This is a genomic window from Pseudomonas sp. BF-B-30, from assembly GCF_019956305.1.
Lineage (GTDB): Bacteria > Pseudomonadota > Gammaproteobacteria > Pseudomonadales > Pseudomonadaceae > Aquipseudomonas > Aquipseudomonas jessenii.
Genome location: NZ_JAHBDG010000008.1, coordinates 1 through 13038, shown reverse-complemented (window position 1 = coordinate 13038; position 13038 = coordinate 1). Strand labels below are relative to the sequence as shown.

General features: G+C 59.3%; 13 protein-coding genes. 4 read left to right on the top strand and 9 right to left on the bottom strand.

Features of this window, described 5'->3' with window-relative positions; all coding sequences use genetic code 11:
- Complete coding sequence (locus KGB29_RS04895; protein WP_154860713.1) at nucleotides 1–807, bottom strand: alkaline phosphatase family protein; 807 nt, start codon at nucleotides 805–807, stop codon at nucleotides 1–3.
- Nucleotides 808–960: 153 nt separating this feature from the next.
- Nucleotides 961–2025, bottom strand: coding sequence for an ABC transporter substrate-binding protein (locus KGB29_RS04890; RefSeq protein ID WP_150814118.1), 1065 nt, complete (start codon nucleotides 2023–2025; stop codon nucleotides 961–963).
- A 361-nt stretch (nucleotides 2026–2386) separates the two neighbouring features.
- Here KGB29_RS04890 and KGB29_RS04885 point away from each other — a divergent pair, with 361 nt between their 5' ends.
- Both KGB29_RS04885 and KGB29_RS04880 read left to right on the top strand, forming a co-directional pair.
- Nucleotides 2387–3100 (top strand): UTRA domain-containing protein, encoded by a 714-nt coding sequence (locus tag KGB29_RS04885; RefSeq protein WP_057715771.1) that lies wholly within the window; start codon nucleotides 2387–2389, stop codon nucleotides 3098–3100.
- 163 nt (nucleotides 3101–3263) lie between these two features.
- On the top strand, nucleotides 3264–3809 hold the full coding sequence (locus KGB29_RS04880) for a hypothetical protein (protein ID WP_154860712.1): 546 nt from the start codon (nucleotides 3264–3266) through the stop codon (nucleotides 3807–3809).
- 104 nt (nucleotides 3810–3913) lie between these two features.
- Here KGB29_RS04880 and KGB29_RS04875 read toward each other — a convergent pair whose 3' ends face one another.
- The 7 genes from KGB29_RS04875 to minC form a co-directional block, all read right to left on the bottom strand.
- Entirely contained in the window at nucleotides 3914–6022 is a 2109-nt protein-coding gene (locus KGB29_RS04875) for a mechanosensitive ion channel family protein (RefSeq protein WP_263294424.1), read from the bottom strand.
- Nucleotides 6023–6148: 126 nt separating this feature from the next.
- The gene (locus KGB29_RS04870) at nucleotides 6149–6463 is read right to left on the bottom strand and encodes a hypothetical protein (protein ID WP_150814116.1); all 315 of its coding nucleotides are present in this window, start codon (nucleotides 6461–6463) and stop codon (nucleotides 6149–6151) included.
- 36 nt (nucleotides 6464–6499) lie between these two features.
- Nucleotides 6500–7789 (bottom strand): M18 family aminopeptidase, encoded by a 1290-nt coding sequence (locus KGB29_RS04865; RefSeq protein WP_154860710.1) that lies wholly within the window; start codon nucleotides 7787–7789, stop codon nucleotides 6500–6502.
- Nucleotides 7790–7988: 199 nt separating this feature from the next.
- A complete protein-coding gene (locus KGB29_RS04860) occupies nucleotides 7989–8624 on the bottom strand; it encodes an RluA family pseudouridine synthase (protein ID WP_046037585.1) in 636 nt (211 codons plus the stop codon).
- Between the two features lie 181 nt (nucleotides 8625–8805).
- Nucleotides 8806–9060 (bottom strand): cell division topological specificity factor MinE, encoded by a 255-nt coding sequence (gene minE / locus KGB29_RS04855; RefSeq protein ID WP_007974947.1) that lies wholly within the window; start codon nucleotides 9058–9060, stop codon nucleotides 8806–8808.
- Between the two features lie 3 nt (nucleotides 9061–9063).
- Entirely contained in the window at nucleotides 9064–9876 is an 813-nt protein-coding gene (minD, locus tag KGB29_RS04850; RefSeq protein WP_090453967.1) for a septum site-determining protein MinD, read from the bottom strand.
- Between the two features lie 202 nt (nucleotides 9877–10078).
- Nucleotides 10079–10816 (bottom strand): septum site-determining protein MinC, encoded by a 738-nt coding sequence (gene minC, locus KGB29_RS04845; RefSeq protein WP_090457784.1) that lies wholly within the window; start codon nucleotides 10814–10816, stop codon nucleotides 10079–10081.
- Nucleotides 10817–10934: 118 nt separating this feature from the next.
- Here minC and KGB29_RS04840 point away from each other — a divergent pair, with 118 nt between their 5' ends.
- Together KGB29_RS04840 and KGB29_RS04835 are read left to right on the top strand one after the other, a co-directional pair.
- Nucleotides 10935–11867 (top strand): lipid A biosynthesis lauroyl acyltransferase, encoded by a 933-nt coding sequence (locus tag KGB29_RS04840; RefSeq protein ID WP_154860709.1) that lies wholly within the window; start codon nucleotides 10935–10937, stop codon nucleotides 11865–11867.
- A 149-nt stretch (nucleotides 11868–12016) separates the two neighbouring features.
- The coding region (locus KGB29_RS04835) for a patatin-like phospholipase family protein (protein WP_223616254.1) at nucleotides 12017–13038 on the top strand (1022 nt) is incomplete at its 3' end.

Here is a 13038-nt window from a genome sequence, read left to right as displayed (position 1 = left end):
TCACTTCAGAAGCTCCCGGCACACCGGCTTGTCGTGAGGCACGCCCAGCAGTTCGCAGACGGTGCCGCAAATGTCAGTCTGTTCGGGCACAGCGCCCGAATCGAAACTGAAAGCGTCGCCGAGGACGAACAGCGGTACTTCGCGCTCTTCGGCAAGCAGCCCGTTGTGGGAGCGGTCGTTGTTCATGCCGTGGTCGGCGGTGACCAGCACTTGGTAACCGGCATCGAGCCAGCCTTGCAGGTAGTCGGCCAGGATGATGTCGGCCGAGCGGGCACTGTTGCGGTACTGCGGGGTGTCGAGGCCGTGCTTGTGCCCGGCGTCGTCGATGTTCATCGGGTGGATCAGCAGAAAATTCGGTGCATGGCGCAGGCGCAGGTTTTCGGCGTCGGCGAACAGGTGCGAATCCGGGTAGTGATCGTTCCAGTAAAAATGCCCATGCTGGATCGGCAGTTGCGGGTCATCGGTGTGACGATCCCGGGCTGCGACGAAGGGCGAACGGTTGTACAGCTCGCTGACCCAGTGATAGGCCGCCGCCGCGGTGACAAGACCTGCGTCAGTGGCGTAGTGATAGATGCTGCGCTGGTTGGACAGGCGCGAGACGTTGTTGTGGACGATGCCGCTGTCGATCGGCGCGACGCCGGTCAGGATGCATTCGTACAGGGGGCGGGACAGGGCCGGCAACTCGCACTGCAGTTTGTAGAGTGCCGCGCGTCCTGCGCTGACGTAGGCCTGCAGGTGCCCCATGGCGTGGCGGGCAACCTCGTAGTTGAGGCCGTCGAGCACGACAAGGATGACGTTGTGCTTCATAGGGGCAAAAACTCCGCAAAACAGATGATTCAAGTACGCAACCAATCCCTTGTGGGAGCGAGCTTGCTCGCGATGAGGGACTTCCATTCAACATCAATGCTGAATGTCAGGTCGCTATCGCGAGCAAGCTCGCTCCCACAGGGATCTACCGCATCATTTCATTTCAACGATGACTTCTTCATTCCACTTCTGAGGCAGGGCCTTGGAAGTCTTCTCCCAGGCGTCCGCGTCCTTGATCGGCGTGACCTTCTTGTACTGCTCGTTAGGCAGCAGCTTGGCCTGCACCTCGGCTGGCAGGGTCAGGTGTTCGGCACGGATCGGACGGGCGTTGCCCTTGGCCAGGTTGATCTGGCCGGCGTCACTGAAGATGTATTCGCGGGTCAGCTTGGCTGCATTCGGGTTTTTCGCGTACTTGTTGATGATGGTGGTGTAGCCGGAGATCACCGAGCCGTCGGACGGGATCAGCACCACGTAGTCATCCGGGTTGGCCATCTTGGCCTTGTAGCTCAGGCCGTTGAAGTCCCAGACCACGCCGACTTCGATTTCGCCTTTTTCCATGGTGGCAATCGTCGGGTTGGACATCGAAAGGCGACCTTGCTTGGCGATGTCGGCGAACAGATCCAGGGCAGGCTTGAGGTTTTTCTCGTCGCCACCGTTGGCCAGTGCCGCGGCCAATACGCCGTTGGCTGCCTGGGCCGCGGTGCTCACGTCGCCGATGGAGACCTTGTATTTGCCGTCCTTGAGGTCAGCCCACTTGGTTGGCGCCTCGGAGCCATGCAGCAACTTCTTGTTGACGATGAAAGCGATGGTGCCGGTGTAGGCCAGTGCCCAGTTGCCGTCTTTGTCCTTGGCCCAGGCCGGAATCTGATCCCAGGTCGAAGGCTTGTAAGGCTGGACCACGCCTTGCTTGACCGCGATCGGTCCGAACGCCGCACCGACGTCGCCGATGTCGGCGCTGGCGTTGTCTTTTTCCGCGGCGAACTTGGCGATCTCCTGGGCCGAGCTCATGTCGGTGTCTATGTGCTTGAGGCCGTACTTGTCGCTCAGGTCTTTCCAGGTGCCGGCCCAGTTGGCCCAGTCATTGGGCATGCCAACGCTGTTGACGGCGCCTTCCGCTTTCGCAGCGGCTTCCAGGGTTTTCAGATCATCGGCCGCCATGGCGGCGGTGCACATTGCGATGGTCGAGCCTAACAGTGATGCCAGGAAAAGCTTTTTCATTCCGAAGCTCCTTGGGTCGTGTTCAACGCTGCGATTACGGTTTGTTGGTCTAGGTCAGCAATACCTGAGCCAATTTAAGGAGGCTGGATGACACTTTGATGTCGTTCGTCGCCCGGAATGACTTTTTGTTCATCGGTATCGCGACTGGCCTGCTAAGCGTAGACCATGGTCAAGGCCCCGGAAGACAAGGGACTTGGCCGATGAATTGCAAGTTGTTGAAGGCAGGGAATGGCGACCGTTGGGCGGCTTTGTCACATCTGGTTCATCTGCGCTGCCTACGCTTGCAGACTATTGAATGAGCCGGTTTACACTGCGGTTCTGCCCTGAAATGGTGCTGGTCTAGTCCAGAAAGGAAACGTTGATGCGTGAAGAGGCAACAAAAGCGGTAACAGCCATCGGCCAGGTGCTTCAGGAGCAGATCGACCATGGACTGTTGACCCCCGGCAGCAAATTGCCGGCCGAACGCAAGCTCAGCGAATTGTTTGGCACCACACGGATCACTTTGCGTGAAGCGTTGTTGCAGTTGGAGTCGCAGGGGCAGATTTATCGCGAGGAGCGTCGCGGCTGGTTCGTCTCGCCGCCACGCCTGGCCTACAACCTCATGCAGCGTAGCCACTTTCACGCGATGGTCAGCGCCCAGGGGCGGGTGCCGTCGACCGAGGTGATTTCAGCGCGATTGCAGCCGGCGTCGGCGGCGGTGTGTGCCTGGCTGCAATTGCCGGCGCTGTCTAGCGTGATTCAGATCTGCCGTTCACGGCGGATTGACGGGCGACTGGTGTTGTATGTGGAGCACTATCTGAACCCACAGTATTTTCCGGGGATTCTTGAGTTCGATCTGAATCAGTCGATCACCGAGTTGTATGCGCGGCATTACGACTTGCACTACGGGCGGGTGCGCTTCGAGATTGTACCTACGGCGTTGTCGGTGGATGCGGCAGCGGCGTTGAAGGTGTCGGTGGGTAGCCCGGGCTTGCAGATTGCCCGGGTCAACTATGACCAGCATGAACGCTTGATCGACTGCGACCTGGAGTTTTGGCGGCATGATGCGATTCATGTTGGAGTTGATGTTGTCTAAGTTTGATTGCAATGGTTATGGTTGAAATGGTTTTGTGTTGGCTAAACATATTGAAAACATAGGTTTATCATTTATCTTGCGTGCTTTGTATTTCGTTGTATAAGGTTGTTTTAAGTTGCTATCAAATTGCAGCTTTGAATTATTTATATATAAGGATATTAGTATGTTTAGTGATGGTCAAAAAAATCTGGTTGAATCATTTCGTGCGACAATGAGTATCTTTGGTCTGGGCGTTTCAGTTCTTACTCCAGACAGAATCGGCATCCAGGCGGAGCTTGTTGAGCCAACCCTGTTTTATTTTTACGCTACGGGGAATCAATATGTTGTCACGGTGGGTGATAAAGCAGAGGGGCGATATATTGGTTTGGATGCTGAAGGATTCTTTTGCATTAAGAGTGATGGCGAAAAATTTCATATCTTGGATCTTGAAAATGATTTTCTGGTTAATAGTCATTATTCTCAGGGCGAAGTGGTTGTTAATATGTACTCAGCCAAGAGTGAGCGGGCTATGATGTTCGATAGGGAAGGTTCTTTTGATGATCCGGAAAAGCTTTATAATTTCTTGATGGTAGGTCGGAAAGTCAGGGAGTTAGATGTAAATCGCGATGTTTTTTATTTGGTGCCGTCGGGACGAGATACGTGGGTGCAATACCCCGCCAATAAGGATTTTATGCCTTTGCCTCTCCCCATCGTGTTGTATATCCAATAATCGTAATCACAAGCGGTAAAGTTTATAGCGACATTAGTTGCACTCCGCTGAAGAGTTTTTAAGTGAACGCAGCTCGGGTTCCTGCTCGAGCTGCATCGTGTTCGTTATTCCTTTTCCTGCCCGCCGCCCGCTGTCATCACTTGCACACTCATTCGCGGCATCGCCAAGTCCAGTCCAGCCTCATCCATATGCCGTTTCAGCGACAGGTTGAACGCCCGCGAAACCTCCCACTGCTTGATCGGCGCCGTCTTGAACCGGGCGCGAAGGATCGCGTTGCCCGACTCGAAACTTTCCACCCCCTGGAACTCCAGCGGCGACCAGATATTGCGCCGCTGCAGCGGGTCGGTGCGCATTTTCTGGCCGACTTCGCGCATCAGTTTGATTGCGTTGTCGATGTCCATGTTGGCCGGCACCGCTACCCGGAAGATCGCGTAGCCGAATTCCCGGGAGTAGTTCTTGATGCTTTTGATTTCGCTGAACGGAATGGTGTGGACGATGCCGTCGATGTCCCGCAGGCGCACGGTACGGATGGTCAGGCCTTCGACCGTGCCGAGGTGGCCTCCGACATCCACGTAGTCGTCAATGGCCAGGGAGTCTTCGATGATGATGAACAACCCGGTAATCAGGTCGGCTACCAGCGACTGCGCACCAAAACCGATGGCCAGACCGATCACACCGGCACCGGCCAGCAGGGGCGTGACGTTCATGCCCATGTTCGCCAGGGCAACGATCAGCGCGATGATGAAAATCGCTATGAACAACACATTGCGGATCAGCGGCATCATCGTCTGTGCGCGGGCATTGGCCAGGCCTTTGCGCGAGCGGGTGAGTGCGTGGTGCACGGCGGTATCGCTGAGAATCCAGATCAGCCAGGCAAACAGCAGCGTGCCGGTGAGGCTGAACAGTTTGACGCTGACTTCGTGGCCGTCGCCTTCGGTAAAGCGGATCAACGACATGCCCCAGACCCGCAGGCCGAGTTCGATAAAGGCCAGCCACACCAACAGGTGGACGATGGTGTAGAAGAAGTTTTTCAGCCGTTCCGAATACACCGCGTAGCGCCGGATGCCGCGCTGCGGTTTGAGGGCGTGACGGCGTACCAGGCCGTTGATGACCATGCACAACACCAGCAAAACGGTACAGATCAGCGACTGGCGCAGGGCGGTGCTGGTGTCGCCGGCGGAAATGAACGTCGCGAACAGGGAAATGGCCACCAGCACCAGCGCCGGCACGTACCAGAAGGTGCCGAGAATCGACAGGGTGTCGTTGAGGGCGCGGCGGGTCAGGCGCCGGGACAGCGGCTGGTTGCGGATCAGGTGGGCGATCGGCCGGCGGAAACGCAGGATGAAGCGCCCCGTGGAGAGCGCGGCCAGGACGTTGGCGGCAGTCGCGGCGGTATGGGCCAGATGGCTGCCGAGGCTGTTGACCAGTTGCGGATCGCTCAGCGCTTCGCCAAACGCGGCGAAGCTGCCGATCAGCCATAGCGGCCGAAACGCCTGGTGCCGCAGGATGTACAAGGCGCGGTGGCGGTGTGGGCCGTCGAGCAGGGAAAAGGCAATCACGCAGATGGCCGAGAAGCAGGTACCGACCACCAGTGCATAGGCCAGCACCATCGCCAGGCTTTTGCCCAGGGACGAGGGCAGGGCGTAGCTCATGTAGACCGTGATCACCAGGGCGATCAGCCATGGCCCGAGTTTGCGCAGCGCAAAACGCAACATGTCCAGGGCCCTGGGATGCTGCGGCAGTTCTTCGGTCAGGCCGAAACGCATCCGTACGCGGTGGCTGATCCAGATCAGGGCGGCGGCCAGCAGGCTCCAGACCATCAGGATCATGGCAAAGGCGAACAGCATGGGCAGCCATTCATTGGCCGGCAGCGCCAGCGCCACCAGTTCTTCCCTGGCCTGATCGAATTCACTGGACCAGAGCGTGAGCGGACTGTCGACGCCGGAAAATTTCTTCTCGAAATTGGCCAGGGTTCCGCCAATCAGGCCCAGTACGCCCTCTTCGGTAATCGGCTGGGCCTGTTTGGTGGTGTCGCGGAGCTTTTTCAGGTCGGCCAGCAGCTTGGAGCGTTGCTGGTCGTTCTCCAGTGACTTGATCACTTCGTCCAGAGATTGCCCCAGCGGTTCCTGTGCTTCGGGCTGCGCCTTGGCCTGGTTGTTGAGCAGGCCCGGCAGGCCGGCCGCCTGGGCAGGTGCCACTGACAGCAGCGTCATCAGGCAGACAAGGACAATACGCGGGAGGGAAAAAAGACGAGCGAACACTAGGCGGTCAACCTCGCAGGGAGCGGATCGACCGAGTGTACGAGCCCGTCAAAATCAATGCGAGCCAAGGGCGAGGAATTATTCGTTGAGTTTGGCGAGGATCTTGAGAACAACGGTCGCGAGAATGGTCAGCATGCCGATCCACATGGCAAACACACCGGCATTCTTATCGCGAAAGTTGAAGCCGACGGCCAGCAGGAGCATCCCGGCAAGAATCGGAATCAGCATGGCGTGAAAGGTAGACATCGAAATCATGGAGACGGCCTTGTCGAAGGGATACTGGAAGTCTAGGCGGCTTTTTTGCACCGTGTTGTCTGTAGGAGCGAGCTTGCTCGCGATGAACTTCAGGGCGCCGCGTTTATCCAGAAAACACGCGTAATCGTTCACGTCCATCGCGAGCAGGCTCGCTCCTACAGGGTATTGCGGGGTTTACGGCAATTCGCGGCAGGCGTAGAACGCGTTCAGCACCTTGACCAGATGCGCCAGGTCCTGGCTGCCGCACAGTTCGCGGATCGAGTGCATGGCGAACGTCGGCAAGCCGATATCCACGGTGCGCACGCCCAGGTGGCTGGCGGTGATCGGGCCGATGGTCGAACCACAGCCCATGTCGCTGCGCACTACGAAGCTTTGCACCGGCACTTCTTCAGCCATGCACAGGTGACGGAAGAACCCGGCGGTTTCGCTGTTGGTGGCGTAGCGCTGGTTGCTGTTGACCTTGATCACCGGGCCGGCGTTGAGTTTCGGACCGTGGTTGGCATCGTGCTTGTCGGCGTAGTTCGGATGCACGCCGTGGGCGTTGTCAGCCGAAACCAGCAGGGATTTCTGAATGGTGCGTACGAATTCATCACCTTCAGGCAGCAAGCGACGCAAGGTCTGCTCAAGCATCGGGCCGTCGGCACCGCAGGCCGAGCAGGAACCGACTTCTTCGTGGTCGTTGCAGACCAGCACGCAGGTTTCGTCGGTGTCGGCCGTCAACAGCGCTTGCAGGCCGGCGTAGCACGACAGCAGGTTGTCCAGGCGCGCGCCGGCGATGAAGTCGCCATGCAGGCCAATGACCGCAGCGCTTTGGGTGTCGTAGAAACTCAACTCGTAATCGAGCACCACGTCGGCATTCAGGCCGTGTTCGCGGGCGAGCTGGTCGGTGAGCACCGCGCGGAAGTCCACGCGCTCGTCACCGGCAAATTGCGCGAGGATCGGCGGCAGTTCGGTCTGGGCGTTGATTGCCCAACCCATGTTGGCTTCGCGGTTGAGGTGAATCGCCAGGTTCGGAATGATCGCGACCGGTGCCTTGAAGTCGATCAACTGGCTCTCGACCTTGCCATCACGACGGAAGGTTACGCGGCCCGCCAGGGACAGGTCGCGGTCGAACCACGGCGCCAGCAGCGCGCCGCCATAGACTTCAACGCCCAGTTGCCAGAAGCCCTGGCGTTGCAGTTCCGGTTGCGGCTTGACGCGCAGGCACGGGCTGTCGGTGTGGGCGCCGACCAGGCGAATGCCGCCGTGCAGCGGTGAATGGCGGCCCATCTTGATCGCGACAATCGAAGAGTCGTTGCGGGTGACGTAGTAGCGACCGTTGGCTTCGGTATTCCACGGCTCGCGCTCGTCGAGGCGTTGGTAGCCCGCCGCTTCCAGACGCTGAGCAAGGCTGGCGGTGGCATGGAACGGGGTAGGGGAGGCCTTGAGGAAATCGATCAGGCCTTGGTTCAACTCTTCGCGCATAAAGTAGCTCCAGACAGCAGTGGCGCCAGTTTAACGTATTGGCCTGGTAAATGGCGTCGCACTGATTGTGGGGCTGACCATCGAAATTGAATCTGGAGGAGATCCCTTGTGGGAGCGGGCTTGCTCGCGAAGGCGTCGAGTCAGTCAATACATCGTTGAATGACACACCGTATTCGCGAGCAAGCCCGCTCCCACAGTTTCAGAACGGTGCCGGGCACTCGAAGCGCAGGCGTTCGCCACTTTGCGGATGGGTGAAGCTGAGCATGCTCGCGTGCAGACACAGGCGCGGCCAGGCCGCCAGCGCCTGCTCATGGGCATAGAGCCCGTCACCCAGCAGCGGATGACCAATCGAGAGCATGTGCACGCGCAACTGGTGGGAGCGGCCGGTGATCGGTGTCAGCTCAACGCGGCACCAGTCGCCGCAACGCTCCAGCACTCGCCAGAAGGTCAGCGCGTGTTTGCCGAACTCATGGTCGACCACGTGGCGCGGCTTGGTCGGCGGGTCGTAGCGCAAGGGCAGGTCGATGCTGCCACTGTCCAGTTCCGGCTGACCCCAGCACAGGGCGGTGTAGGCCTTTTCGGTTTCGCGGTCGTGAAATTGCCGGGACAGTTCGCGATGGGTGTCCGGGTCGCGGGCCAGCAGGATGATGCCGGAAGTCTCCCAGTCAAGGCGATGGACAATTCGCGCTTCCGGGTAGCCGTTTTCCTGCAGGCGGGTAATCAGGCAGTCCTTGTTGTCGTCGGCCCGGCCAGGGACAGAGAGCAACAGGGTCGGTTTGTTCACCACCAGTACGGCGGCATCCTGATGGATGATGTGGATGTTGGACAGCGGCATTAAAACAGCCTCGTAACAAACGCCAACGGCGGCCCAGGCTTTCGCTGTCCTTGTAGGAGCGAGCCTGCTCGCGATGGTGTGTCAGCTACATCGAAGTCGACTGACACTACATCGCGAGCAGGCTCGCTCCTACACAAAGGGCCGTGAAAGCCTGAGCCGCCGTGGCTCCAGCCGGATCGACTCAGCGATCTGGCAGGGTGATATTGAGTTCCAGAATCGAGCAGCTGCCCTGGCTTTCCAGTGCGACGTGCACGTCATCGGACCCGATATTGACGTACTTGCGGATCACCTCGACCAGTTCCTTCTGCAAGGCTGGCAGGTAGTCCGGGGTACTGCGTTGGCCGCGTTCGTGCGCCACGATGATCTGTAGACGCTCTTTCGCTACCGACGCGGTGCTTTGCTTTTTGTTGGCACGAAAGAAGTCAAAAAGGTTCATTGCTTAGTTGCCTCCAAACAGGCGCTCGAAGAATCCCTTCTTCTGTACATCAAGGAATCGATGATCCACGGTCTTGCCCAGCAGGCGGTCCACGGTATCGCTGTAGGCCTGGCCGGCATCGCTCTGGTCGTCGAGAATCACCGGAACACCCTGGTTGGATGCCTTGAGCACCGCCTGGGATTCAGGGATCACGCCGAGCAGGGTCACCGAAAGGATGTCCTTGACGTCTTCTACGCCGAGCATTTCGCCTTTGCTCACACGTTCCGGGTGATAACGGGTAATCAGCAGGTGTTCCTTGATCGGGTCTTCGCCGCGTTCGGCGCGACGGGACTTGCTGGCCAGCAGGCCGAGCATGCGGTCGGAGTCACGTACCGAGGAGACTTCCGGGTTGGTCACGACGATCGCTTCATCGGCGAAGTACATGGCCAGGTGGGCGCCTTTCTCGATGCCTGCCGGGGAGTCGCAGACCACGAACTCAAAGTCTTCCTTGAGTTGCATCAGGACTTTTTCCACGCCTTCGACGGTCAGCGCGTCTTTGTCGCGGGTCTGGCTGGCGGCCAGCACGTAGAGGTTTTCCAGGCGCTTGTCTTTGATCAGGGCCTGTTGCAGGTTGGCTTCGCCGTTGACCACGTTGACGAAGTCATACACCACGCGGCGCTCGCATCCCATGATCAGGTCGAGGTTGCGCAAGCCCACGTCGAAGTCGACGATCACTGTTTTGTGGCCGCGCAGAGCGAGACCGGTACCGATAGCGGCGCTGGTGGTGGTCTTACCCACACCACCCTTGCCGGATGTAACCACGAGAATCTTGGCCAAGGTGTTTCACCCCTAAGGAAAAAGGACTTTTCAGTCCCTGAAAAACATCTCCTGAAAAACTACTGCAGTCGGACAGCCTTGGCTGGAATCCGGTTTTGAGCGGCGTTTACCCCCGGTAAACACTGCTTTCGGCCTTTTTCCTACTTCGTTTGAGCCGTTTTCGCTACGTTTTAGAGATGCTTGGAAAATGCGGCAGTATCCGTTAAAGCCGAATGATGTTCAACACGTCGCCGGACAGGCTGACCTGCACACCCGAACCCCATAGCGGGTCGCGGCGCAGATCTTCGGAAACCTTGTAATGCCCGGCGATGGAAATCAGTTCAGCACTCATTTGCTGACAGAAAATCCGCGCCTTGGTGTCGCCCTTGACGCCGGCCAACACGCGACCACGCATCGGGCCGTATACATGGATGTTGCCATCGGCGAGAAGTTCCGCTCCCGGGCTGACCGAGGAGATCACCACCAGATCGCTGCCCTGGGCATAAATCTGCTGGCCACCGCGTACCGGCGAGGTGATGATTTTCGTCGGCTTGATGGTCGGCTCGGGCGGTTTTTCCGGTTTTTTCTTCGGTTCGCCTTCGGTCAGGTCCAGTGGACGCTCCCGGGCACCGGACGGTGGCAGCACCGGCAGGTCGACCGCGATGGCGGCGGCAATGTCTTCGATGCGGCTGGCGCGGATCGCCAGGGTACGCAGGCCATGCTGGCGGCAGACGCGCATCAGCCCTGGCAGATCGACCGCGCCTCCGTTGGCCGGGAGTTTGTCCAGGGCCAGTACCAGTGGCGCGTTGCTGAAGAAGTTGGGCGCCTGGGCGACCTTGGCGGCCAGTTGCCGATCAAGGCTTTCGAGGTCGTTACGGGCCAGTTCCAGCACCGTAATGGCCAGCATACTGCCCTTCAACTGGAACACGGGATCTTGGTCTAGCGGTTCGGTTTGGCTCATGGTCGGCATACAACGACTTGTCACTAAAAGTGCCGAGACTTATAACGAGAACGCCCGCGGGCCGCAAGCCGGGTCGAACGATGTAGAATGCGCGGCCATTGTCATTCCGGAAGCATTAATGGACCGCCCGCGTTTTCGAAAAGCATTTCTATCTCCACGTTTCTGGCCACTGTGGTGTGGCCTGGGGCTGTTGTGGCTGATCGTCCAGCTGCCGTACCCGGCACTGCTGTGGATCGGTCGCGCACTGGGCGCATTGATGTATCGCGTGGCCGGCGACAGACGGCGCATTGCCAAGCGCAATCTGGAACTGTGTTTTCCTGAAAAAACCGCCGCCGAACGCAAACGCCTGCTCAAGGAAAACTTCGCCTCCACCGGAATCGCGTTCTTTGAGATGGCGATGAGCTGGTGGTGGTCGCGCAAGCGCCTGGCAAATCTTGCTCATATCGAAGGGCTGGAGCATTTGCAGCAGGCTCAGCGTGAGGGCAAGGGCGTGATCCTGATGGCCCTGCACTTCACGACGCTGGAAATCGGCGCAGCGTTGCTCGGTCAACAGCACACCATCGACGGCATGTACCGCGAGCACAAGAATCCGCTGTTCGACTACATCCAGCGCCAGGGCCGCGAGCGGCACAACCTCGATTCGTTGGCGGTGGAACGCGAAGACGTGCGCGGCATGCTCAAACTGCTGCGCTCGGGCCGGGCGATCTGGTACGCACCGGATCAGGACTACGGCGCCAAGCAAAGCATTTTCGTGCCGCTGTTCGGCATTCAGGCCGCGACCGTCACCGCCACGAGCAAGTTTGCGCGGCTGGGCAAGGCGCTGGTGGTGCCGTTCACCCAGGAACGTCTGGCGGACGGCAGCGGATATCGCCTGGTGATCCATGCGCCGCTCGAAGGCTTCCCCGGCGAAACCGAGGAGGCCGACTGCCTGCGCATCAACCAATGGATCGAAAGCGTTCTGCGCGAGCATCCCGAGCAATACCTGTGGGCCCATCGCCGCTTCAAGAGCCGTCCACCGGGCGAGCCCAAGCTGTACGCGAAACGCGGTTGAATCCCGATTCCCTGTAGAAGCGAGCTCGCTCGCGATGGTGGCCAACGATAACGCGGGACACCTGACCCCCGCGGCGTTTTCACAACCATCGCGAGCAAGGGAACAGGTTGAAACAACGAAATCCCATCAAGCACCATGGAGAGTTGTGCATGAGTCCAGGCGAACCGGTTACAGGGTTGATTCTTTCCGGTGGCGGGGCTCGGGCGGCCTATCAGGTCGGGGTGCTGGCGGCGATTGCCGAATTGCTGCCGCCGGGGGCCCGCAATCCGTTCCCGGTGATCGTCGGCACCTCGGCGGGCGCGATCAACGCCGTCAGCCTCGCCAGCGGGGCGATGGACTTTCGTAACGCCATCGAGCGCCTGACGGCATTCTGGCAGGGCTTTCGCAGTCATCTGGTGTTGCGCAGCGACTGGCCCGGGGTGATCCGCCAGGCCAGCCGCTTTGTCAGCCACAGTTTGCTCGGCATCGGTGCCCAGGTTCCGGTGGCGCTGCTCAACAGTTCTCCGCTGCGGGATTTGCTCAACGACAAGCTGCATATGGGTGGCATCGCCGAAGCGATCGCACAGAAGCAATTGCATGCGGTGGCGGTCACCGCGTTCGGCTATGAGTCCGGCCAGGCCGTCACCTTCTATGAGGGCGGCGGCAAGATCGATGCCTGGTTGCGCCATCGGCGTATCGGTGTTCCCACCCGTTTATCCGTTGAACACCTGCTCGCCAGTTCGGCCATTCCGCTGCTGTTCGCCCCGGTGAAAATCGGCGAAGAGTATTTCGGGGATGGCGCGGTGCGTCAGTCGGCGCCGATCAGTCCGGCGTTGCATCTGGGTGCCAGTCGGGTGCTGGTGGTGGGCGTCAGTGGCAACCCCCGCGGGATTGACCCGCGACAACCCTTGTTGCGTAGCTACACCGGTCAGCAGCCGTCACTGGCGCAGATCGGCGGGCACATGCTCAACAGTACGTTCATTGACAGCCTGGAAAGCGACATCGAGCTGTTGCAGCGCCTGAACCAGTTCAGTCACCTGATGCCCGACGGTACACCCACCCGCGCTTTGGGCGTGGCGCCGGTGGACGTGTTGGTGATTTCACCGAGCCAGCCGATCGATGAGATTGCCGCGCGTCATCGCCAGGAATTGCCGGCGGCATTGCGCCTGTTTCCTGTCTCTTATACACCTCT